This window comes from Phyllobacterium chamaecytisi (assembly GCF_020164455.1).
GTDB classification, from domain to species: domain Bacteria; phylum Pseudomonadota; class Alphaproteobacteria; order Rhizobiales; family Rhizobiaceae; genus Phyllobacterium; species Phyllobacterium chamaecytisi.
In genome coordinates this window covers 41,511-63,665 of record NZ_JAIQWW010000009.1, presented here as the reverse complement: position 1 = coordinate 63,665, position 22,155 = coordinate 41,511, and the positions used below count along the sequence as shown (strand labels likewise).

General features: G+C 57.7%; 20 protein-coding genes and 1 pseudogene. 11 read left to right on the top strand and 10 right to left on the bottom strand.

All coding sequences use genetic code 11. The annotated features are described in order from the left end of the window. Positions 1-28 precede the first annotated feature (28 nt). From LB462_RS15430 to LB462_RS15395, 8 genes and pseudogenes are all read left to right on the top strand, one after another. A complete protein-coding gene (locus tag LB462_RS15430; RefSeq protein WP_224509501.1) occupies positions 29-1,108 on the top strand; it encodes an SDR family oxidoreductase in 1,080 nt (359 codons plus the stop codon). 291 nt (positions 1,109-1,399) lie between these two features. Further along, positions 1,400-2,416 (top strand): TRAP transporter substrate-binding protein, encoded by a 1,017-nt coding sequence (locus LB462_RS15425; protein ID WP_224509498.1) that lies wholly within the window; start codon positions 1,400-1,402, stop codon positions 2,414-2,416. Between the two features lie 4 nt (positions 2,417-2,420). Then, the gene (locus tag LB462_RS15420; RefSeq protein WP_224509495.1) at positions 2,421-4,325 is read left to right on the top strand and encodes a TRAP transporter large permease; all 1,905 of its coding nucleotides are present in this window, start codon (positions 2,421-2,423) and stop codon (positions 4,323-4,325) included. A 51-nt stretch (positions 4,326-4,376) separates the two neighbouring features. Next, a complete protein-coding gene (locus LB462_RS15415; RefSeq protein WP_224509492.1) occupies positions 4,377-5,846 on the top strand; it encodes an amidohydrolase family protein in 1,470 nt (489 codons plus the stop codon). Next, entirely contained in the window at positions 5,839-6,060 is a 222-nt protein-coding gene (locus tag LB462_RS15410) for a hypothetical protein (protein ID WP_224509490.1), read from the top strand. Before LB462_RS15415 ends, LB462_RS15410 begins: the two co-directional genes overlap by 8 nt. 35 nt (positions 6,061-6,095) lie before the next feature. Beyond that, entirely contained in the window at positions 6,096-6,320 is a 225-nt protein-coding gene (locus tag LB462_RS15405) for a hypothetical protein (RefSeq protein WP_224509487.1), read from the top strand. Between the two features lie 182 nt (positions 6,321-6,502). Continuing rightward, complete coding sequence (locus LB462_RS15400) at positions 6,503-7,486, top strand: cyclase family protein (protein ID WP_224509484.1); 984 nt, start codon at positions 6,503-6,505, stop codon at positions 7,484-7,486. Positions 7,487-7,669: 183 nt separating this feature from the next. Beyond that, positions 7,670-8,589: pseudogene (locus tag LB462_RS15395) on the top strand (helix-turn-helix domain-containing protein); the annotation flags it as partial. A gap of 15 nt (positions 8,590-8,604) precedes the next feature. Here LB462_RS15395 and LB462_RS15390 read toward each other — a convergent pair. The 3 genes from LB462_RS15390 to LB462_RS15380 are packed head-to-tail and all read right to left on the bottom strand — an operon-like array spanning position 8,605 to position 14,377. Beyond that, positions 8,605-11,685, bottom strand: a complete 3,081-nt coding sequence (locus LB462_RS15390; protein ID WP_224509481.1) for an efflux RND transporter permease subunit — start codon at positions 11,683-11,685, stop codon at positions 8,605-8,607. A gap of 14 nt (positions 11,686-11,699) precedes the next feature. Continuing rightward, a complete protein-coding gene (locus LB462_RS15385; RefSeq protein WP_224509478.1) occupies positions 11,700-12,815 on the bottom strand; it encodes an efflux RND transporter periplasmic adaptor subunit in 1,116 nt (371 codons plus the stop codon). Further along, positions 12,812-14,377 carry an efflux transporter outer membrane subunit gene (locus LB462_RS15380; RefSeq protein ID WP_370637192.1) on the bottom strand — a complete coding sequence of 522 codons (1,566 nt, stop codon included), beginning with the start codon at positions 14,375-14,377 and terminating at the stop codon, positions 12,812-12,814. The genes LB462_RS15385 and LB462_RS15380 overlap by 4 nt, the downstream gene beginning before the upstream one ends. A 172-nt stretch (positions 14,378-14,549) precedes the next feature. Between LB462_RS15380 and LB462_RS15375 the strand changes: the two genes are divergently transcribed. Next, the gene (locus LB462_RS15375) at positions 14,550-15,236 is read left to right on the top strand and encodes a TetR/AcrR family transcriptional regulator (protein WP_224509472.1); all 687 of its coding nucleotides are present in this window, start codon (positions 14,550-14,552) and stop codon (positions 15,234-15,236) included. A gap of 242 nt (positions 15,237-15,478) precedes the next feature. Here the strand turns inward: LB462_RS15375 and LB462_RS15370 are convergent, their stop codons facing one another. The 7 genes from LB462_RS15370 to LB462_RS15340 all read right to left on the bottom strand — a co-directional run bounded on the left by LB462_RS15370 (position 15,479) and on the right by LB462_RS15340 (position 20,901). Continuing rightward, a complete protein-coding gene (locus LB462_RS15370; RefSeq protein ID WP_224509469.1) occupies positions 15,479-15,748 on the bottom strand; it encodes a hypothetical protein in 270 nt (89 codons plus the stop codon). Positions 15,749-15,873: 125 nt separating this feature from the next. Next, on the bottom strand, positions 15,874-16,314 hold the full coding sequence (locus tag LB462_RS15365; protein WP_224509466.1) for an OsmC family protein: 441 nt from the start codon (positions 16,312-16,314) through the stop codon (positions 15,874-15,876). Continuing rightward, entirely contained in the window at positions 16,314-17,687 is a 1,374-nt protein-coding gene (locus tag LB462_RS15360) for an LLM class flavin-dependent oxidoreductase (RefSeq protein WP_224509462.1), read from the bottom strand. Before LB462_RS15360 ends, LB462_RS15365 begins: the two co-directional genes overlap by 1 nt. Position 17,688: 1 nt before the next feature. Next, positions 17,689-18,759: an ABC transporter substrate-binding protein gene (locus LB462_RS15355; protein WP_224509460.1), complete on the bottom strand. Its 1,071-nt coding sequence runs from the start codon at positions 18,757-18,759 to the stop codon at positions 17,689-17,691. 8 nt (positions 18,760-18,767) lie between these two features. Further along, positions 18,768-19,499: an ABC transporter ATP-binding protein gene (locus LB462_RS15350; RefSeq protein ID WP_224509457.1), complete on the bottom strand. Its 732-nt coding sequence runs from the start codon at positions 19,497-19,499 to the stop codon at positions 18,768-18,770. Continuing rightward, complete coding sequence (locus LB462_RS15345) at positions 19,496-20,227, bottom strand: ABC transporter permease (protein ID WP_224509454.1); 732 nt, start codon at positions 20,225-20,227, stop codon at positions 19,496-19,498. Before LB462_RS15345 ends, LB462_RS15350 begins: the two co-directional genes overlap by 4 nt. 446 nt (positions 20,228-20,673) lie before the next feature. Further along, the gene (locus LB462_RS15340; protein WP_224509451.1) at positions 20,674-20,901 is read right to left on the bottom strand and encodes a hypothetical protein; all 228 of its coding nucleotides are present in this window, start codon (positions 20,899-20,901) and stop codon (positions 20,674-20,676) included. Positions 20,902-21,548: 647 nt separating this feature from the next. On the opposite strand from LB462_RS15340, the gene LB462_RS15335 reads away from it, so the two are divergent. Further along, positions 21,549-21,827 carry a CopG family ribbon-helix-helix protein gene (locus LB462_RS15335; RefSeq protein WP_224509448.1) on the top strand — a complete coding sequence of 93 codons (279 nt, stop codon included), beginning with the start codon at positions 21,549-21,551 and terminating at the stop codon, positions 21,825-21,827. Next, a complete protein-coding gene (locus LB462_RS15330) occupies positions 21,815-22,105 on the top strand; it encodes a type II toxin-antitoxin system RelE/ParE family toxin (protein WP_224509445.1) in 291 nt (96 codons plus the stop codon). The genes LB462_RS15335 and LB462_RS15330 overlap by 13 nt, the downstream gene beginning before the upstream one ends. Positions 22,106-22,155 lie beyond the last annotated feature (50 nt).

Genomic DNA, 22,155 nt, shown 5'->3' with positions numbered 1-22,155 from the left:
GGATGAGAGGCTTCAGGGAGCAGAGAGGATGACTGAGAATCGGATATTAATCGTCGGGGCAACCGGACTGGTTGGGGCAGCAGCATCGGAGTATTTCTCGAACCTTCCGGGTTGGGAGGTGGTGACGTTGTCGCGGCGCCCACCGCGTCATGGCCGTCCCGTGCACCACATATCGGTGGATCTCACCGATGAAGGAGACTGTCGCGCCGCCTTCCGGCAGGCGCCCCCAGTGACACACATACTTTATGCCGCTCTTTACGAAGAGGAGGATCTGGCGACCGGATGGCGCAGCAATACTCAGGCCGGGATCAATCTCAAGATGCTGCGCAATGTTGTGGAAGGGGTCGAAGAAGCCGCGGATCTGAGACATCTCACCGTCCTGCAGGGAGGCAAGGCCTATGGCTCGCATCTTGGCCGCGTGCCAGTCCCGGCGAAAGAGCGCTGGCCGCGGATGTCGCATGACATCTTCTACTGGCAGCAGGAGGACTATCTGAGGCAACACTCGGCTGAGAAGGGTTGGTCCTTCTCTATCCTGCGACCGCAGCTAATCCTTGGCGATGCGCTGGGCAGCCCGATGAATATCTGCGCGGCGCTCGGCGTCTATGCCAGCGTTATGCGCGACCTTGGCCGACCTCTGTGCTTTCCCGGAGGGGGCAATTACGTGACCGCTTGCGCCGACAGCCGGCTAATCGCGCATGCGGCTGAATTCTGCTTCACCCATCCAGATGCAGCTGGCGAGACCTTTAACGTGGTCAACGGAGATGCGACAGTCTGGCGGGACATCTGGCCGGCTTTTGCCGCGCATTTCCGAATGGAGGTGGGTGCAGACGTCCAGATGAAGCTCAGCGACGAGATGCCGAAGTTTTCTGGCCGCTGGGAAGAAATCGTGCGCCGGGAGGGGCTGCAGGCGCTCTCGATGCAACAGGTGGTAGGCGCCTCTTGGCAGACGGCTGATCTGACTTGGGGCTATGGAAAGGACCGCCCCTTCGACAGGTTGATGAGCCCAATAAAGTTGCGTCAGGCTGGGTTCGAGGATTGCCTGGATACAGAGGACGCGATCCTCCACTGGCTTAGTCGTTTCCAGGAGCAGGGCATCCTGCCGCGCTGATCAGCTCGATGCAACCGCGGCCAAACCGGAGACTTCGTTTCGAGGCTGCATTTGATCGAACAATGCCACGTCCAATACTTTGCGAGCGGCATTTGGCCCCTGAAGTATATTGACTAATTGATCATGCGGCGGTAATGTGGGTCATTGTCCCGACATATGGGACGGAGGAATTAACTTAAAACTGACGCAAGACGGTCGTCGCCAAGGAAGGGCCGATTTCGGCGGGGTCGACAGTCCGTTCTTAAAAGCAAGGGGAGGGCGGCTTCCCGACCGACTCTGGGAGGAGACATCATGACAGTGATTACGCGACGAGCTGCCCTTGCGATGGCAAGCGCGACGATTGCCATGCCATTTATTTGCGGCAAGGCAAGCGCGGCCGAGTACAACTTCAAGCTTGGGCTAGAGCTGCGCAAGGACGAACCTTTGCCTGCGCGAATGCTCGAGGCAGTGGCCACTATCGAGGAGGAAACCGATGGCCGTCTCAAGATCCGCGCATTCCCGAACGGTGCGCTGGGCAATCCGGTCGAGACGCTCAACCAGGTGCGATCGGGTGCTCTAGAATTCCTGACCTCGTCTTTCGGTATTCTTTCGACGCTGGACCGGACTTTTGGTCTTCCGACGCTGGGCTTCGTTTTCGACGATTACGACACGGTCTGGCAGACGATCGACGGCAAGCTCGGGCAATATATCGCCGCCAAAATTGCAGCCCGGGGCGAGCTCGTCGTCATCGACGCGATTCATGACATCGGATTCCGACACGTCACCTCAAACTTGGGCGTCTTCAACGAACCGGCGAGCCTCAAGGGGGTGCGCATTCGGACCCCTCCCACGCCATTCCTGACGACGCTCTTCAGTGCACTCGGCGCCTCACCCACGCCCATGGCCTTTGGTGACCTCTACACCGCGCTTCAGACCGGGACGGTCGATGCGCAAGAGAATCCGCTGGCGGTGATAGAGAGCTACAAATACTACGAGGTCCAACATTACTGCACGCTGACCGGTCATACCTGGGACGGCTGGGTGCCTATCGCGAACCAACGCGCCTGGAGCCGTCTGCCCGAGAATATTCAGCAAGTGGTCGCTCGCAACTTCCGGAAGAGCGCGCTCAAGCAGCGCGAGGATATCGTCGCTCACATTAGCGCGTCGGAGACAAACCTCCAAAAGCTGGGCATGAAGTTTGGAACTCCCGCAGCCGGCGTCTATCAACGTGCGCTGCAGGCCACCGGTTTCTATTCCAACTGGGCAAGCAATGTTGGCCCCGAGGCCTGGGAGGTGCTTCAATCCTCACTCGGAAAGTCGCTGAGGTAAACATATGTCCGTTAACGCGCACAACTCTGAAGGTACGGGTATCGACCACGGGATCGCTGGCCACGCTCCGGTGACCCAAATGGCCATGGCACTTGGTGCCTTGGCCGCGGTCGCCGGGCATATTGGGGCCGTTATGCTGATCGCCGAGATCGTATTGCTCTCAGCAGCGGTATTTTTCAGATATGTCCTGCACGCGCCCCTCGTCTGGTCGGACGAGCTCGCCGAACTGATCCTGATCTGGCAGGCCATGCTCGGCTCGGTCGTGGCCTTTCATGCGGGGCAGCACCTGAAACTGGATTTTCTGGCCAAGATGCTGCCCCGCGCGGGTCGTGCTTATCTTGAGACGCTCTGTCTCATCCTGATCGTGCTGATTTCGGCTCCGCTTGCCTATTTCGCGTTCAAGGAAGCTCATGCGAATCTCGGACTGCTGACGCCCGCGCTCGAAATCTCGCCCGCCTGGAGAATGAGCGCGCTGGTGGTGGGGCTTGCGCTGATTGCCCTTCTAGCCGCAGGCTCGCTGATCGATAAGATCGCTGAATGGGCTTGGGGGCCGACAATCGCGGCTTTCGGAACAATGGCTGTGGTCCTGATAGCCGCGTGGCTCCTGCGCAACGCGTTCCTCGATCTCGGCAATTACAACCTGCTGATCTTCTTCCTCGGCCTGGGCGGTATCTGTATCGCGATCGGTGTACCTATCGCATTCTGCTTTGCCATTGCCGCTACCGCGTATGTGCTCTTCGCTGCATATGCGCCCCTCGAAATAGTGCCGGCGCGGATGGAGACCGGCATGGCGCATATTCTGCTGCTGTCGGCGCCGCTCTTCATCGTACTAGGCTCAATGCTCGTAATTTCGGGGATGGCTAATAATATGGTCAAGCTGCTGGTCGCGTTGATCGGCCACGTCAAAGGCGGACTGTCCTACGCTCTCGTCGGGGCCATGGCCCTGGTATCTGGGATCTCCGGCTCCAAGGCCGCCGATATGGCCGCGATTGCACCCGTGCTTATGCCCGAAATGCGCAAGCGCGGCGCTCAGGATGGTGAGATCGTGGGCCTTCTGGCCGCTTCTTGCGCCATGTCCGAGACGATTCCGCCCAGCCTGATACTGATCATGACCGGAGCCGTTACCGGAGTTTCCATCGGCGCGCTCTTCGCGGCGGGCTGGTACGCGGCGCTCGCGCTCGCGTTTCTTCTCTGCGTGCTGTCGCGCTTCCGGGCCATGAAATCGGGTGACGTTCCCACCGAGAGGGCAAGTTGGAGGACCGTGCGCAAGCTCGCGGTGGTGGCCGTGCCTGTCTTGGTCCTGCCGTTCCTCATCCGTGGCGCGGTGGTCGAGGGGATCGCAACTGCGACCGAGGTGGCTACGATCGGGATCGCTTATATCCTGGTCCTAACCCTGGTGATCGAGCGTCGATTCGACTGGAAGAAGCTTTACGTTTCGATGAAGGATGCATCCACACTAACGGGGGTGATCTTCATCATCCTTGCCGCGGCGAACGCGATGGCCTGGGGGTTCGTGCAGTCTGGCTTCTCGGACACACTGGCAGACATGGCGGAGAGGCTTCCGGGCGGTGCATATGGCTTCCTTTTAATCTCGATCATGGTGTTCATGGTGTTGGGTAGCGTCCTTGAAGGCATACCCGCGGTCGTGCTTTTCGGCCCGCTGCTGTTCCCCGTGGCTGGGAACTTTGGCCTCTCGGAGGTGCATTTTGCATTGATAGCCGTCATGGCGATGGGACTCGGCCTCTTTGCGCCACCGTTCGGCGTTGGCTTCTATACGGCTTGTGCGATTTGCGGTGTGGAGCCCGTCGCAGTGATGAAGGCGATCTGGTCTTACTTGGGCGTGATACTCGTCGGTATCATCATCATTGCCCTGGGTCCCGTCCTCGCGGCACATATCGGCCTAATGTAGTAAATTGGCCGTCCGAAAGCGGACTTCCAGCGAAAGAAAGAGAAGGCGCGGATGTCGAGGCAATCCATAATCGCCAAGGTGCTTGTCGGGGGGACAGTGGTCACGGGCCAGACTGGTCATCCTGTTCTGCCCGACCATGATGTTTGGCTGAGCGGTGACACTATCTCGGCCATCACGCCTTCGGGTGAGCACGATGTGCCCGAGCAATGTGAGGTCATCGACGCTCGGCACGCCATCGTGATGCCTGGCCTGATCGATAGTCATCGGCACCTTTGGCAGACGACTTTGCGCGGCATGTGTTCGGACATGATCGCCCCCGAATACCGGCATCAGCTTCGTGAAGCACTGGTTCCTTTCTTCCGGCCGGAGGATGTTTATGCCGCGACGCTGGCTGGCGCGCTCGAACTAATTGACTGCGGGATAACCACGGTCCTTGACTGGGTGCATATCCTTAACAGCCCGCAACATGCGGACGCCTCGATCGCAGCGCTTCGGACCTCGGGGATGCGTGCAATATTTGCCCACAGCGCGCCGAACGACATGGAGGCGTCGCTCTGGTGGTCCAACAGCGAGCGCAAGCATCCCGCGGATGTGCGCCGAGTGCGCGAAGAGCTGTCGGATAAAGATGCGCTCGTTACCATGGCCTTTGGCGCCCGAGCGCCTCACCTCGTTCAGCGCGAGGTCCGCAACCACGACTGGCACCTTGCCCGCGAACTCGATCTGAGGATCGTCACGGATGGGGGGATCGGAGGCGGGCTATGGGCGGGTCGAACCTATCCTATCCGCTTGCTCCAACAGGACGGTTTGCTCTGGCCGGGGACTGTCTATGTGCATTGTAACAACTTGGCCCCGGACGAATACGCGTTGATCAGGGAGAGTGGGGGTTACATTTCGGCCTCGCCATGCGCAGAGATGTATGTGGGCTTCGGTATGCCGGCAACGCTCGATGCGCTGGCCCATGGGATCCGTCCCGCCCTGTCAACGGACTCAGTGACGTTTGTCGCAGGCGACATGTTCGGCACCATGCGTTCCACGCTCACCTCTCTTAGGGGCATGCTGGGCTACAAGGCAACTGCGCAGGAAGAAGGCGTTGGCCCGTGGGAGATTACAAGCGCGGACATCTTTGAAATGGCAACCGCGCGCGGAGCCGAGGCGTTGGGGCTGGCCGATCGGGTTGGGACGCTTGAGGTTGGCAAGGCGGCCGACATTGTCATACTGAACACCCGTTCTGTCCGGCTTTCGCCACTGAACAACCCGATTGCGACCATCGCGCTTCTGGCGACACCGGCAGATGTTGAAACGGTTTTGGTCGCGGGCAATGTAGTCAAGCGCGAAGGGAAACTCGTTCAATTTGATCAGGGCAGGGTGGTCGATGATCTTGTGCGAAGCCGCGACTGGCTAATCACGAAGGGTGGTGCCGAACTGGGGCCAGCTGTTCAAAAAGGGCTGGCTTCCTGCGGGCTCGATCAGCTGATTGTCCCTAGCCGGCCGCCGAAGCATGAAGGAGCAGGAGATGTCTAAATACAGGTACTTTTATCACGTGAAGAGATCGGATTACCGATTGGTCATCCCACGTGGCCGCGATTTTCCACCCGGTCTGGATGCCTCGGACTGGGCGCTGCAGGAGGAGAGATCCCATGACCGCGTCCACAAGGAAGTGATGAAGGATATCGAGCGCAACGGCTTCGGTTCGTATCAACAGGATATCCACCCCGCGCAGATCCCGGCTGGCTGAGGCCAGGCTTTCCAAGACCAAAGCTGTGAGGAAAAATGGCTGAGAGCTATTCCGACTATATGAATATCCGTCATCCTCAATACTGGATGGTTATTCCAACCGGCGCCACGATGCCCTTGGGCACGACTGCAGACGCGTGGACTCTTGTAAAGACGCGCCCCGCCGATCACCTCTCGGAGGGCGGAAGGACGCTCGTCGACAGCGAAGGCTACGTGATCATACGGGTGAATGTCACGCTTGAGGAGCTATGCGCCCTCTGATCCAGAAAGTGCCAAGCGTAAGGCGGCACGCGCGAGACCACCGGCGCCGGCGGTATTGATGGTGGAGCGAGCCTGAACTATCCCGTCCTGCTGCGCGTCTCGCCCGAGAATCGCGCGGCGCTCTCGTTTCTATTAGATAAAAGGGTGGCCTTGGAAGCGGGCCACGAAGTGGAGCAGGATACATGACCGAATCGAAAAAAGATCTGCCCAGCTACGCCGAACTCCTGGAGCGGACCGACGCCCCGCCGGGCTCCGGTTGGGGGCTGTTCGGGGCTGACGACAATACCGGCACCATCAACCTTCTCTCGACGGAGGCCGTAGTTGATGCGGCGGCACTGGTCAAGCGCGGTGTGACTTTCAATCTCGACTATGAGCTCAATGCCTTCGCGCAGCCCGTGTCGCCCTATCGGCGGGAGATCCAGCACAACATGGTAACCCGTCACGATGGGCAAGTTTATGACGATTTCGTCAACGATTTCTTTCTGCAGGGCAGTTCCCAGATCGACGGGCTGCGCCACCATCGCCACAAGATCCATGGGTTCTACAACCGCGTGCAGAACGAAGAAGTGGAGGCCGATTCGCCCGCGTTGGGGGTGCAGCACATTGCGCAGAAGGGCATCGTTGGTCGCGGTGTGCTGCTCGACATCCAGCGCTACCGCGAAGCCCAGGGCCGCCCGCTGGACCTCTCCACCAACACTGTCATCACGCTTGCGGATCTTGAGGGCGCAGCGGAGGCGCAGGATATCAGCTTCCGGAAGGGCGATATCCTGCTGATGCACACCGGTTGGGCCAACCACTTCCTTAAGCAGCTTTCCCCCGATGATCAGGCCCGCATCATAAAGGAACGCACCTTCTGCGGAATCGAACAATCGCGTGAGATGCTTGCATGGATCTGGGATAATCATTTTGCGGTCTTCGCCAGCGACACCGTGGTCGTGGAAGTGATGCCAAGTATCCCCGACTCGCCATTCGAGATCAATGTCGGGCGCTTGATGCATCCGGATCTGATCGCCCTTATGGGAATGTGTCTCGGAGAGATGTGGAAGCTTGATGAGCTGGCCGCGGATTGCGCACAGGACAGGAGCTACGAGTTCTTCCTGACAGCCAAGCCGCTCAATCTAGTTGGCGGCGTCGGCTCGCCTCCCAATGCGCTCGCAATAAAGTAGCCGGTCTACAGGACAGGCGGTGTTCCCGCGCCGGCATGGAATGCCGCCTGTCGCGCGCCGCGCTTCGATAACAACAACCGGAGCGCGTAGGTGTTGACTGTTTCATGCCCTTCCCGAGAGATGGGTGACACTTCATTCCGGAGACATGGGTTACATTTTTTGGCCTTTCCAAGCAGAGCAAAGGTGCCTTGGCAGGAGTGCAACCGTATGGACGAGCGTCTCAAATTCGTTACGCGGGTTCTGGATGGCGAGAAGACCGCGGCGCTGTGCCGCGAGTTCGGCATCTCCCGCAGGACCGGCCACAAGATCATCAGCCGCTACAATGACAGTGGGCTGGAGGGACTGACGGATCGCTCGCGACGTCCTTGCCGGCACGCCAATCAGCTTCCTTGCCAAATCGAGAAGCTGATTGTGCGTGCCAAGCAGGACAAGCCGAACTGGGGCGCGCCGAAGATCAGAGAACGACTGGCGCGGCTTTACCCGGACGTCGCCGGCGATCTCGAAGGTGCACGCAGTCCTCGACCGTCACGGGATGGTCAAGCGCCGCAAGCGGCAGCGCAACAGGGCGCAGGCAACAGCGCTCTCCCAACCTTGCCAGCCGAACGCCGATTACAAGGGCGAGTTCTGCGAGGCGCTCCACACCACCAAGGAGACTTACGCCTTCACCGTATTCAAGCGCGTGTTCAAGGAGTTCGGCTTGCCCCGGGCGATCAGAACCGACAATGGCGTGCCCTCCGCCAGCCCCAATGCGCTTTTCTATCTTTCCCGGTTATCGGTGTGGTCGCTCAGACTCGGCATCGCCATTGAACGCAGAACGGCCGGCATGAGCGCATGCATTTGACGTTAAAGCTGGAGACAACCAAGCCGGCCGGTGCCAATTTCCTGCAATAGCAGGCCCGCTCGACAACTTCGTCGACGAATTCAATACCGAGCGGCCCCACCAAGGCCTCGATATGGCCTGCCCAGCCGGACGCTATAGCGCCTCACCGCGCCACTACCGCGGGCTGGCGGAGATCGACTACCCCTTCCATGACCAGGCCGTCACCGTCACCACTTGCGGGCGCATCTGCTACAACCGCAAGAAGATCAACCTCAGCCAGGTTTTTGTGCGGTCAATTTCAAACCGAACTATTTGCTGCGGATAGTTCTCCGGTAGCAACGTCCTCTTTGGAGCTTTTGGCAATCAGCACATATGCAGCCGGCACGACGAAGAGCGTGAACAGTGTGCCAATCGAGAGCCCGCTGGCGATGACCAGCCCCATATTGTAACGCGAGGCCGCGCCAGCCCCACTGGCTATGATCAGCGGTACAACCCCAAGCACCATGGCAGCCGTCGTCATCAGGATTGGCCGTAACCGCACTGACGCCGCTTCGACAATGGCATCGCGCTTCGATTTGCCTAGCGCGCGCTGCTCGTTCGCGACTTCCACCATAAGGATGCCGTGTTTGCTGACGAGTCCCATCAACGTGACAAGCCCGACTTGCGTGTAGATATTGAGGCTGGCGCCCCCGAGGCCGATACTAATGAAGATCAGGGCACCGGCAAGCGACATCGGCACGGAGACGAGGATTATGATCGGATCGCGAAAGCTGTTGAAGAGAGCAGCCAATGACAGGAAGACAATGATCAGCGCGAAGGCGAAAGTGGTGACAAAGCCACCCGATCCTAACTCAAGTTGCCGCGACGCCCCGCCGAAGTCGACTGAATAGCCGGATGGCAGCGTGTCAGCCGCGAGCCTCTTCAGCGTTGCGAGTGCATCGCCCATGGCGACGCCAGGCATGGCGACGCCTGAGATCGTGGCGGCATTGATTTGCTGAAAATGATTGAGCGACTGCGGTACGGTCCTGGTCTCGATATGCGCAACTGTAGAAAGTGCCACCGTCGAACCGTCACTGGTGCGAATATAGTAATCCAGCACTTGAGTGGCGTTTAGACGTAGATTTTGCTGGACTTGCGGAATGACCTTATAGGACCGTCCATCAAGGCTGAAGTACCCCGTGTAGTTGCCTCCCAGCATGGTCGCGAGCGCACCACCGATATCGCTCATCTTGAGGCCGAGTTCGGCTGCTTTGTCACGGTCGATCACGACGGTTGATTGCGGCTGATCGATCTTGAGATCGTTGTCGAGGAAGATGAACTGTCCCGTCTTCATTGCATCCAGGATGAATTGCTGGGCGACGGTATTGAGTTGAGTAAAGGAATTGGTGGTGGCGAGGACGAATTGGACCGGAAGCCCGTTACTGCCTGGAAGTGGCGCGGGTTGGAAGGCCACGGTTCGTGTGCCGGCGATACTTGCTAACTCATTCTGGATAAGGGGCTGGAGAGTTTTGGTGGTGGTTCCCCTTTGATCCCACGGCTTCAGCACCCAACCGGTGAGCGCCTGCCCCGGTGCATCGATCTGGAACACGCTTTGCGTTTCGGAATGCTTCGTGAACATCTCATAGGCCTGCGACCCATAAAACTGGCGTTGATGGAGCGTGGAATTGGGTGCTGCTGTCGTCAGGTTCAGGATGATGCCCTGATCCTCGTCGGGCGCGAGTTCACTCGTCGCGCTCGTATAGAGCCAGTAGATGCTCGACAGCACCAGCACGCCGAAGACAAGTACCACTGGCAAAAAATCGAGCGTGCTTTCGAGCCCGCGGCGATAGCCCCTCGTCAAACGGTCCATGGTACGGTCGATGAACCGGACTAAGCGCGCTTCGATGGTGGTGGCATCGCGATCGTGGGCCTTGAGCAGGTAAGCACAATTCATCGGGGAAAGGGTCAAGGCGATGATCGCCGAGACCGTCACTGCGCCGACCAGTGTGAAGGCAAACTCCGTGAACAACGCACCCGTCAGTCCGCCCTGAAAACCGATCGGCACATAGACTGCGACCAGCACGACCGTCATGGCGATGATCGGGCTGGCCAGCTCGCGCGCGGATTGGATCGCAGCATCAATAGGCTTCATGCCCCTTTCAAGGTGGCGGTTGACGCTCTCCACTACGATGATGGCGTCGTCCACCACCAACCCGATGGCAAGAACCAGGGCCAGCAAGGTCAGGAGATTGATCGAAAAGCCGAAAAGCAGCATCAGGCCGAATGTACCGATCAGAGACAGCGGAATAGCCACGACCGGGATGAGAACAGAACGCCATGAGCCGAGGAACAGAAACACCACAAGTGTGACGATGGCACCCGCCTCGATGAGAGTATGAATCACCTCGTCGATTGCGCTGTTCACGAAGTCCGTCGAATCGTAGAGCACTTCACTGGTCAAACCGTTCGGAAGTTGCGCCTGTATATCCGGCAGCGCGGCGCGAACTCCTTTGATGACGTCAAGCAGGTTGGCTGCTGGTGCCACCTGAATACCGATATAGACCGCGGATTTGCCGTTGAAGCTTGTCGCCGAGTCATAGTCATCGCTGCCGAGCGTGACATTCGCAACATCCTGGAGCCGGATGACTGCCCCGGAGCTCTGCTTGATGACGAGGTTTTTGTAGTCCGTTAGCGAGTGAAGGTTCGTCGACGCCGAAAGATTGACCTGAACCAACTGTCCTTTGGTAGTGCCGAGACCTGAGATGTAGTCGTTGTTGCTCAGGGCCTGGCTGGCGTCTGTCGCGGTCAATCCATAGGCGGCGAGCTTGACAGGGTCGAGCCACGCGCGCAGTGCGAATCTCTTGGCTCCCAGCAACTCCGCTGTCTGCACACCTTGCACGGATTGCAACTTCGGCTGCACGACGCGGGTCAAATAGTCCGTCACCTGGTTTGTTGCGAGAACGTCACTAGCAAAACCGATATACATGGCGTCAACGGTCTGACCGACCTTGAGAGTCAGAGTGGGCTGCTGGGCACCTGAGGGCAACTGGTTGATGACCGAATTGACCTTGGTATTGATCTCAGTGAGCGCCTTGCCGGAATCATAGTTGAGCCGAAGATTAATGGTGATCGTGCTGGTCCCCGTCTTGCTCGTCGAGGTCATGTAATCGATGCCATTGGCCTGGGCTATAGCATTCTCCAATGGCGTGGTGATGAAACCCGCGATGATGTCGGAGTCCGCTCCGGCATACGTGGTCGTGACGGTGACGATCGCGTTCTGGGTACGGGGATATTGCAGGATCGGCAGGGAAGTCATCGATCGAAAGCCGAGCACGAGAATGAGGGCGCTGACGACGAGGGCAAGAACCGGACGGCGGACGAAGATATCGGTGAAACGCATGGCGGAGAACTTTCTTACCGGTCGACTATAGATGGGGAGGCCTCGGCGACCGGGACATGGGTATTGTCAACTACGACAGGACTTCCGTTATGCAGCTTGATTTGACCGGCAATCACCACGGTCTCACCTTCTTTGATCCCTTCCGTCACCGCGATCTGATCGCCACGGACGAGACCCGTCTTGACGAAGGCCTCTCGCGCCAGGAGCTTGCCGTCACTTGTCTTGTCGACGATGAAGACGCTGTCGCCATAGGGGTTGTTGACGATAGCCGTCTGCGCCAGCGTGATCAGCGGCTCAGGCTGGCCCACAGAAATGGAAACTTTGGCGAACATACCGGGCAGGAGCCGCCCGTCCGGATTTTGCATCGTCACGCGCACTTGCACGTTGCGGCTGCCGGAGTCGACCTTGGGATTGATCGCGGAGATTTCGCCAGCGAATGTTTCCCCGGGATAGGTGTCTATCATTGTAAGCACAGACTGACCGACCTTGATCTGGCTCAACGCCTGCTGTGGCAGAAACAGATCAACGAAGATCGGATCGAGCGCCTGCAACGTCACGATGGTTGTGCCGACACTGAGGAATTGACCGATGTCGGCCGAGCGGATGCCAAGACGGCCGGCGAATGGCGCTTTAAGGGTCTTTTGTTCGACAAGCGCCTTCTGTTGCGCCACTAGGGAACGCGCATTCTTAAGATTGGCAAGGTCGGTATCGAGTGTCGCCTGGCTGACGGCACGTATTTTGAACTGCTCCTGGTCGCGCTTGAGAGTCAGGGCATAAAGATCGGCGGTGGCTTGGAGGGAGTCCAGTTTCGCAGCATCGTCATCCGCGACGAGTTGCAGGAGTGTCTGGCCGGCGGTGACCATGTCACCCGATTGGAAGGCGATATCCTTGACAATGCCGGAGACCTGGAGCGCCAGATCAGCGCCGTTGACCGCCTTGAAAGCACCGACCGCCTCGATCTTGGGCTGCCAGGTATCTTTCGTTGCCACGACAGTGGAAACCGTTTGAGGCGGATTAGCCAATCCCGCCATAACCTCCTTAATCATCCCGGCCTTAAATATCTGGAATCCATAGAGGCCCCCGAAAACGATTCCCACAGCCACCAGCATGATTGCCATCCGCTTGATCATCGCGCAGTCTCCTTAGCATTCAAATATTGAGGGGCGCTCAGTGGCTGTGATTGGTTGGGTCCGGCGAGATAACCAACCTGCACACGTGGTGCTGCATCCGGCGTTTCATCGACGCGGTTCCACCAACCTCCGCCCAATGCCTGGAACAGGGCCGCTGTATCGGTGAAACGCATTGCCTGAGCCTTCACGCGTGAAATGCGGGCGTTCTGATAGGTCTGCTGTGCGTTGACGACTGTCACATAGGCCACCGCGCCGGATTTGTACTGTTCCTGCGCGATTTTGAGACTGTCGAGCGAGGCCTTTTCGGAGGCTGCCTGCGCCTTAAGCGCATCGGCGTCGAACTGAACAGCGCGGAGACCGTCCGCCACATTCTGGAAAGCCGTGATGACAGCGCTTTTGTACTTCGCCAGGTTCTGCTGGTAAGTGGCGACCTCTGCCTCCTTGGTATGGTAGAGCGTCCCGCCATCGAAAATTTTCTGGGTGACGCTCGCAGCCACGTTCCAGGCGATCGTATCTGCCGAGAACAGTTGACTGCTCGCGTTGCTGCCGTAGCTTCCTGATAAAGTGATCTGCGGCAGCATGTTCGCGACAGCTACCCCGACATTGGCGGTAGCCTGATGCAATGTCGCCTCCGCCAAGCGAATGTCAGGACGTTGGCGGACGATCAGGGAGGGAAGACCGACAGGTAGTGCCCGCGGCAGATGCAGGTCGGACAAATCAACGCTCTCTCCGCGATCCTCACTGGGCAGACGTCCGAGATAAGCCATCAGTTGGTTGCGCTGCTGCGCAAGCTGCTTTTGCAGGGGCGGCAAGGTGGCTTGTGTTTCGGCCAGTGTCGCCTGCTGGGACAAAACATCCGACTGCGGAACGGCTCCGAGCAAAAACTGGCCGCGAACACGCGTGAGCTGCTCGGTTTCAGACTTGATGATGTCTTGCGTCGCCGCCATCTGTGCCCGCAGCGAAGCATCCGTGATCGCCGCCGTGACGACATTTGCGGTCAGGGCAAGAAATGTCGCCTCAAGCTGAAACCGCTGATAATCGGCCTGCGCCCGGAGTGACTCGATCTGGCGTCGCGTACCGCCGAAAACGTCCAAGGCATAGTTCACGCTGACCGATGCGTTGTAGAGCGTATATGGTGAAGTCGTTGGAGGCGTTGTCGGCGTGGTTTTTTCTCGGGTCACTGAGGCGCTACCATCCGCCTGAGGAAACAGACCACCTTGTTCCGCAAGAGCTTTCTCGCGTGCGGATCGCAAGGCGAACTGCGCCGCTTGAACATCCGGGTGATTGCGGATTGCTTCCGCGACGAAGGCGTTAATCCGCCTCGAGCGAAACAGTAACCACCACTCACCGGGAATATCCTGTCCGCCCGCAAAGGATTGGGACGCGCCGCCTGCAAGAGCCGTTTTGCTCGTCGCCGTCAGATGCCTTTCAACAGTATAGCCTGTAACCCGAGGCGCCGACGGAACTACATAGTCTGGACCAGCTATACAACCATGGACAAGAGCACTCGACACAGCGAGCACGCCGATACGGGACAGTGATCGACCCTTCAAAATCACCATCGCGAGCCAGTATCGTGGCTGTGCAGGTGCGGCTCTGGCTGCCATTTCTCGATTCCGGTCCATGTGTATCTCACAAAACTAAACGGTTCAGTTTTTTGCATACCAATGCGCGATGTGGTAGGCTAGTGTCAAGAGAAAACTGAACCGTTTGGTTTTTGGAGGATGGAGTCTGATGGCGGTCTTGAGGGAAAAAAGGCGACAAAACCCGCAATCCGTGGAGCCTGCGGCCTCGATAGCCCACACTCAGAACAGTAAATTCGGGCTGATTCTAACTACGGCGCGCAAGTTATTCCTGGAACAGGGTTATGACACGTCCAGTATGGACATGGTTGCCCGTACAGCTGGTGTGTCGAAGGCGACCCTGTATGTGTATTTTCAAAGCAAGGAAGCGCTACTCCTTGCTCTGGTCGAGCACGAGATCCAGGCCCTAGGTCCCGGTCCGATGTGGAAACCAGGATCAGGACCCCTGGACGTAGAAAAAACCCTTCGCCACATCGCCGATAGTTTCACCGCATTCTTCCTGACGGACAAGGGTCTGGCTTTGCACCGACTGATAATCGCCCAGGCGTCTCGCTTTCCAGAGATCGGACGAGCTTTCTATGAAGCGGGTCCCAAGAAGCTTCATGCTGAAGTGGGTGCCTTCCTAGAGGCTGCCATTGCTGAGGGATTCTTGGCCGTGCCTGACACTGCGCTAGCAGCAACCCAATTCCTCAGCCTCGTACGAGGAGATCTCCCTTTGAATTGGGCTCTCTCGCTTGATCCGCTTTCAAAAAGCGGATTAGATGCCCAGATTGACGGAGGCATCCACGTCTTCCTGGCTGCCTATGGAAAAAGGCCTGAAAATCGTCCCGGCGTTTGACCTTGTCCCCGCACCAATAATGGTGCAAAGCGATCCCGCGGTAGCTTCGGCCTTCGTCAATCAATATCAAAACTTTCGGATGCAAGCCGATCCGACTTAGGGCGCTCGACAGTTTAGCGGCCGAGTTTCTTGCTTCTCGCATTCGCGGCTGCGGTGCCGGATTTAACACGCTCACTGATGAGGTCCCGATCGAGCTCCGCAAAGGCGGAAACGTCGATATGAGCCGGACTCTTAGCAATTGTTCACCACCATCTGGATAGCAAGGTGAATTCTGCTGCCTCATCTCCAGGCAGTTCGACGAGATTGAGCAGGTCGGCAGGAATAAGTCCGATGAGGGCGAAGAAGCTGACACGTTCACACTGGACCATGGGAGACTGTGCATCGAACTGCCCTCGCAAAGACGCCTCAAAAGCCTGCATTTCCTTTGAGCCATGACCATTGGCAGCGCTTAGAATCAAAGAAGCAAAGCGCTTGTTTGCCTTTTGCCAATCGTTCCAGATTTGGGCGTTCATGGCAGAAGGGAAGCAATTGGTGGCGGGTCGCAGTTTAGAGAGTGTATGCTTCATACGGGCGATAAAGGGGGCACCTCAAGGTTTCTGCGCTAAGCAACGTAACAGGGCAACATATAATAGTTGTCCTATGACTCGGAGGCCAACGCAGCGACTGCCTCGATCGTGCCTCCGCGCTTCAAGGTATTGAAGATCGGGCAGGTCGAGCGAAACGCTTCAACAAGTGCTTCCTGTTCTATTGCATCAACATTCGGCACAGAGATTTCCAAACGGATCCAGCGATATCGTGTCACGTCCTCCGGGTCTCGCTCGAACGATGCCGATACGTCTGGATTGCCAATAGGGATGTTTCGTTCAGCGGCATTGCTTTCGATTACCGCTATGGCGCAGGACGCCAGAGCAGCGAGCAGGAGTTCGCCCGCCTGAACGGCTTCGCCCAGTCCACCTGCGGACGATTTGCGGTCAGCCACGAAGTGATTACTTCCTGCCGTGACGATCTGGCGGCCCTGCGTTCCCACCGAAACCGCAGAGACCGTAACAATATCGGCAAGCTGTTCAGAAATACTCATCACGCGACCTTTCTGCGAACGTCACTACGCGAATCCCAACCACCGATGTCCGGGCGTTCGAGGCCAAGATGATCCCGCAGGGTCGAGCCTGTGTAGTCCGTGCGGAATACACCACGCTTTTGCAATTCCGGCACGACCAGCCGCACGAAATCGTCAAAGCCACCGGGCTGGTAGGGCGCGCTTACAGTGAAACCATCCGCAGCACCCCGTTCAAACCATTCGACCAGCTTGTCGGAGACGTGCTGCGCATCCCCGATCATGTCGCCTTCATAACGGCTGCCATAACGTTTGCCGAGATCACGAAGCGTCAGTCCATCGCGTGCGGTCGCTTCACGGACTTCATCGTAATGGCCTTGGACGCCGGGGACTTCAACGTCGGGTAAAGGCTTGTCGAGCGGAAAGGCGCTGAGGTCCACATCGAGATGGTATGAAAGCGTTGTCAGGCCGGCTCGCGGCTCGACGAGATCGCGAAGCACGGTTGCCTTTTCTTCGGCAAGCGATGTCGTTTCGGCAACAACCGGCGTGATGGAGGGGAGGATTTTGAGGCTGTCCGGACTGCGCCCGAAACGCACCACGCGTTCTTTCATTTCTTTGTAGAATGCGATGGCGCTGTCGATGGAATCGTGGCTGACAAAAATGACGTCGGCCCAGCGCGCGGCAAAGTCTCTTCCGCGGTCCGATGCTCCGGCCTGAATGATGACGGGATATCCCTGTGGTGGTCGTGGTACGTTCAATGGTCCGCGTACATTGAACCACTGGCCCTTGTAGTCGATATAATGCACTTTTGCCGGTTCGGCGAACAGGGGTGTTTCCCGGTCGAACTGCAATGCATCATCTTCCCAGCTGTCCCAGAGCTTCGTGGTGACCTCGAGGAATTCGTCCGCCCGGTCATATCGCCGGTTGCGCGGAAACTGCTCGTTCAATGAAAAGTTTCTGGCTTCTGCATCCTGAAAGGAGGTGACCACATTCCATGCGGCGCGCCCCGCCGAAAGATGATCAAGTGTCGCAAAGGAACGAGCGACCTCGAAAGGCTGATAGTAACTGGTTGAGCGCGTCGCAGCCAAGCCCAAGCGGCTAGTTGCTGCGCCCATCAACTGCAGCACCTGCAACGGATCAAGCCGCAGCGATCCAAGCGATCCGTATCGAAGCTGACTGTCATTGCTGCCTTCAAACCGGTCCGGAACGGCGAGAATATCGGCGAAGAACGCCATATCGAAACGCCCGCGCTCAAGCGTTTGAGCGATGCGGCGATAATAGTCACCGTCCAGCCAACCGTTCTCCGAGCTCGGAAACCGCCACCCACCGGGACGTCCCGGTCCTGCCGTTACAAATGCGGCGAGATGCAGTTGGCGTTGGGTTTTGGGCTTTGCCATATCATGCTACTCCAAGCTTTTTCTGCAGACGATCCTTGATCTCGTCGAATTTCGGCAAGAGCAAAAAGCCCGCTACGTCGGTCTTCGTGGGCAGGACTCCAAGTTCCTGGAAACTATCTGCCATTTCCTGTGTTGAGCGCGCCGCCGCTTCGTCGATGGGCTTCACGGTGTCGACGAGCGACTCTGACAGCCTTTTGTCGGCAATGAGTTTCTCGTAGACTGCGGGTTCGAAGCCCGTCGAATCAAAGCCGCCTAGGGATTCCCAAACCTTGACCGCAGCCTTCGGATCGGCGTTCACGCGAGCCTGCGTATCTCGAATGCTCTTCACCAGGCTGACTGCAACATCGGGATTTTCCTTATAGAAATCCTCTCGCGCGACGTAGAAGGCATGATCATAGGTCTTAACGCCATCAAGACGGCGAAACTTGTCACCAAGTCTTGCCAAACCGAGACTGGTGGCCGGTTGCCAATGGATCCAGGCATCAACGCTTCCTTGAGCCAGGGCAGTGAATGCGTCAGCACCACTGAGGCTCACAGCCTCCACATCGGTCAGACGCAAGCCTCCCTCTTCGAGATATTTTATCAGGCTGTAGGTTCCCGTAGTGCCATTCTGATGGGCAATGCGTTTGCCGCGCAGGTCTGCTGGCCCCTTGATAGACGAGGCCGAGGCGACCAGAATATCAACGGTATCGGAGGGTAGGGGATAGGCAGCGAGCGGTACGATGGGCACGCCCGCCGCGACCGCGTTGACGATCGCTGTTGCGGTGGCGAAACTGAAGTCGATACCCCCTGCGCGAATTGCTTCCATCACAGGAAGAGAGGCGGTGAAACCCGGCTGCCAGATGATCTTTGCGCCAGCATCCTTTTCGACCTGTTTGGTTACCGCTTCTTCCCGCAAGGACGCCCAGATACCCGACCGCCCGTCGCCGATCACCGCGACCGTAACCTGCGGTTGATCCGCCAATGCGGGGCCTATTCCGCTGGCGGACAATGCCGCCATCCCCGTTAGAGCAACGCCGCTCTTCAACAATGTGCGGCGACTTATCTCGTCGTCTAGAACTCTTATTGGCATGATTAACCTCAGTGAGATTGCGCAAACTGTGCTGTTGTTCCGGTTCCGGAGAGCAGCCCGAGAAGGTAGTCCTTCTTCTCCGCGAGCTGCGAATGATGGCGGGGGCGGGCGACGTCGACAGTGATATCAGCCGCAATGCCGCTGGCAGTAAGCACGAGAACGCGATCGGATAATATGAGAGCCTCGTCGACATCATGCGTGACCAGAAGGACCGTTCGCGGCGCATGATCCAGCAGTCCCTGCAACAGAATGTGCATCGATGACCGCGTGATCGCATCGAGCGCCCCAAACGGCTCATCCAAGAGAAGGACATTGGGTTCGTGCACCAAGGCGCGCGCAAGAGCCACCCGCTGCCGCTGGCCACCCGAGAGAACGACCGGAAACGCATGTTCTCTACCTGCGAGACCGACCGCATCAAGCATGCGCATTGCATTCGGTTCGCCGTGCCGCAATCCAAGTGTCACGTTACCAAGTACGGTGCGCCATGCGAGCAACCGATCCTCCTGAAACATGATCCGGACCGTGGGCTTGGTCTTCGTTCCACTTGCCCAGGCGTCCCCACACGTTGGAGTTTCAACTCCTGCGAGTATCTTCAGCAATGTCGACTTGCCAACGCCGCTCGTGCCCAAAATCGAGACGAACTGACCAGCCGGTATATCGAGATTGATGTCTTGAAGGACCTTGCGGCCTTCATAGCTTCGCGACAATCCGCGTATGCTAATGTCTGCACCGCTGATCATTTATTTGCTCCCGGTGCATAATTGGGATGCCACCGCAACAGGCGCGATTCCAGGATCCGTATGAGCCAGTCTGCCAACCAGCCGGCAATTGAATACAGTATGATCGCAAGGATAATGATGTCGGTTCGCAGCAATTCGCGTGCGTTCTGCACCAGATAGCCGATACCTTCCCGCGAAGCGATCGTCTCGGCGACGACCAGTGTCAGCCATGCAACACCAAGTGCGTATCGCACCCCGACCAGAATAGGCTGCAGTGCCGCGGGAAGAACGATCTGCGTGATAATCTCGCGCTGTGACAGGCCATAGGCCCGCCCCACTTCGATAAGCTTCGGATCGACATTGCGGATGCCGCTGGCGGTGTTGATATAGACCGGGAAAAGCGCCCCCAGGGCGACCAGGAGAACCTTCGGCTGTTCGCCGATCCCGAACCAAAGGATCATCAAAGGGACCAGCGCAAGATGCGGAATGGTTCGGATCATCTGAACCGAACGATCAAACACCAGTCTCGCGACGCTCGATATGCCGACGGCAATTCCTAAAACAAAGCCCGTTGACGCGCCCAGTGCGAAGCCAAATGCGATGCGACCTAGACTGACCAATATGTCGCGCTGGAGGGTACCTGCCGACCACAGCGCTTGAGCGGTCGTCAGCACCGTTAAGGGGGAGGGCAAAATATTCGGAGAAACGTACCCAGACACGGTAACGCTATACCATAGGAGTACCGCCATCGCCGGCAGCACCCAAGGTAGAACAGTTCGGCCATAAAGGACGCCTGGAACCGACCGCCGATTTGCAGGGGTCCGTGATGAATGTTGGACGAGGTTGAACCCCTGTCCATCCAAACGAGGAGACACAGAATCACTCTCCCCTTGAGTTCTCCGGGATACGTCCTCCCGGAGAACGACATCAATGGTCATCGTGTGGTCGGCTCCTGAACCATGGAATTGGGCCGCGCAACTTGCAGCGGGTCGGAGGAAGCAGTCTATTCGCCGCTCGCTATTAGAAACGAGGCCAGCTGTCCTAAACTCGCCTTCGATCGGAGTAGGTTTCGCCTGTTTTGTCATGATTGTTAGAATTGAATTTTGACAACTGGCCCTGGTTGAGCGCGGGTCAGTGACCGTCGTTGCTCATAAATCGCATCATCCCCTCGTTGTGAAAGAGCGGGACCAAGGTCTTAAGGAGCGTTGGAATTTTTTGCGAACTCTGCAAGCACGAGTGCCATCGTCACCTGAAAAACATCGGCTATGATGTCGGCCAGAATTTCCACTTTGAGGTTCGCGTCCGGCTTCAGCACGGTGGCCACAAGCATCGGGAATACTGCCGCGATCTGAGCGATAACTTGGACAAGCCCCGTAGTCCGAATCGTGTGGGCGATATCACTGGTCGTCTCACTGTCCGGCAAAAGCCGGCCTCTCATAGGGGATGTAGCGTTCGAAAAGGAACAGCAAAAACACCTCGACCCCATAGCTGCCCGAAAATGCAATCATCGGATGATTGCTCAAGAACGCGAAATTAGACTCCGGGGAAGCCCGAGAAAAAGACAAAGCGCCAAGAGTGATGGGCAAAAAATCTCTTCATGTTGTCCGTTTGTGGAAGCTCGATTGAAATCAGCGGCAAATCAGTATCCTGATCTCAGCCGATCCATGATTTCGCGACAGGTTCGCGGGTGGCCCGTCGCTGAAACGCCCGTCCGTGCAGGATCATATCGGTGTTGAATTGAGAGGTAGCGCTCATCGCTCGCCGACGGTTGCCTCATCACCGCTGAAGCATTTTGCGCACACCGAGCAATAGTGCGCATACCAAGATGGAGGACAGTCGCATAGCCACCACCTTTACCTGAAATTTTGAAATCGACTTCGGTGCTGCGAATTGCAGCAGCATTACGTTCTGAGGTGCTGGCACGACGCAATGGCTAAAAATAGCCTAATTTGGCCACTGCTATTGGAGAAAAATGTAGAAAGGCAGGGTAGAGTGTAGTGCGCATGGACAACAGGATAAGGAAGGAATAAAGTAGCGCTAGGTATTACCTTTTGCTACGAAGACCGCAACATGGCAACGGCAACATCCATCAAGCTCGATGACGAGCTGAAAAGGCGAGTGCAGGACCTAGCCGACGCGCGCCGGCGTACCTCGCACTGGATTATGCGGGAGGCCATCGCGCAGTACATCGAGCGCGAGGAAAAACGGGAGGCGTTCAAACAGGATGCACTACGCGCTTGGGAAGGCTATCAGCAGTCGGGCCTGCATCTGACGCTTGAGGAAGCCGACGCCTGGCTGGCGAAACTCGAAGCTGGCGAGGATGCGGAGCTGCCTAAGTGTCACGTCTGATTTGGACGCCGCCGGCACTGGCTGACGTTCAACGGCTCTACCGACTTCTTGCACCGAAGGATGCCGACGCAGCGCAGCGCGCCATAAACGCCATCCGCTCGGGCGTCAAGGTTCTGGCCCATCAACCGCACCTCGGTCGCCCTGTAGAGGAGATGGACCCAGAATTTCGGGAATGGTTGATCCACTTCGGAAACAGCGGCTACGTCGCCCTGTACCGCGTTGACGGCGAGACGGTCGCTATGTTGGCCTTTCGCCACCAAAAAGAGGCGGGCTTGTGAGGGGAGGGCGCAATGGTCGAATTTATGAGAGCAGCCGAGGCCGTCATCGC

Excerpts from the sequence above, each read along its gene's own strand:
- LB462_RS15390 (WP_224509481.1), bottom strand. The coding sequence starts at position 11,685 with ATGCGTTTCACCGATATCTTCGTCCGCCGTCCGGTTCTTGCCCTCGTC.
- LB462_RS15345 (WP_224509454.1), bottom strand. The coding sequence starts at position 20,227 with ATGGCGGTACTCCTATGGTATAGCGTTACCGTGTCTGGGTACGTTTCT.
- LB462_RS15375 (WP_224509472.1), top strand. The coding sequence starts at position 14,550 with ATGGCGGTCTTGAGGGAAAAAAGGCGACAAAACCCGCAATCCGTGGAG.
- LB462_RS15370 (WP_224509469.1), bottom strand. The coding sequence starts at position 15,748 with ATGAACGCCCAAATCTGGAACGATTGGCAAAAGGCAAACAAGCGCTTT.
- LB462_RS15360 (WP_224509462.1), bottom strand. The coding sequence starts at position 17,687 with ATGGCAAAGCCCAAAACCCAACGCCAACTGCATCTCGCCGCATTTGTA.
- LB462_RS15335 (WP_224509448.1), top strand. The coding sequence starts at position 21,549 with ATGGCAACGGCAACATCCATCAAGCTCGATGACGAGCTGAAAAGGCGA.
- LB462_RS15355 (WP_224509460.1), bottom strand. The coding sequence starts at position 18,759 with ATGCCAATAAGAGTTCTAGACGACGAGATAAGTCGCCGCACATTGTTG.
- LB462_RS15400 (WP_224509484.1), top strand. The coding sequence starts at position 6,503 with ATGACCGAATCGAAAAAAGATCTGCCCAGCTACGCCGAACTCCTGGAG.
- LB462_RS15430 (WP_224509501.1), top strand. The coding sequence starts at position 29 with ATGACTGAGAATCGGATATTAATCGTCGGGGCAACCGGACTGGTTGGG.
- LB462_RS15350 (WP_224509457.1), bottom strand. The coding sequence starts at position 19,499 with ATGATCAGCGGTGCAGACATTAGCATACGCGGATTGTCGCGAAGCTAT.
- LB462_RS15365 (WP_224509466.1), bottom strand. The coding sequence starts at position 16,314 with ATGAGTATTTCTGAACAGCTTGCCGATATTGTTACGGTCTCTGCGGTT.
- LB462_RS15385 (WP_224509478.1), bottom strand. The coding sequence starts at position 12,815 with ATGATCAAGCGGATGGCAATCATGCTGGTGGCTGTGGGAATCGTTTTC.
- LB462_RS15425 (WP_224509498.1), top strand. The coding sequence starts at position 1,400 with ATGACAGTGATTACGCGACGAGCTGCCCTTGCGATGGCAAGCGCGACG.
- LB462_RS15405 (WP_224509487.1), top strand. The coding sequence starts at position 6,096 with ATGGCTGAGAGCTATTCCGACTATATGAATATCCGTCATCCTCAATAC.
- LB462_RS15415 (WP_224509492.1), top strand. The coding sequence starts at position 4,377 with ATGTCGAGGCAATCCATAATCGCCAAGGTGCTTGTCGGGGGGACAGTG.
- LB462_RS15380 (WP_370637192.1), bottom strand. The coding sequence starts at position 14,377 with ATGGTGATTTTGAAGGGTCGATCACTGTCCCGTATCGGCGTGCTCGCT.
- LB462_RS15420 (WP_224509495.1), top strand. The coding sequence starts at position 2,421 with ATGTCCGTTAACGCGCACAACTCTGAAGGTACGGGTATCGACCACGGG.
- LB462_RS15410 (WP_224509490.1), top strand. The coding sequence starts at position 5,839 with ATGTCTAAATACAGGTACTTTTATCACGTGAAGAGATCGGATTACCGA.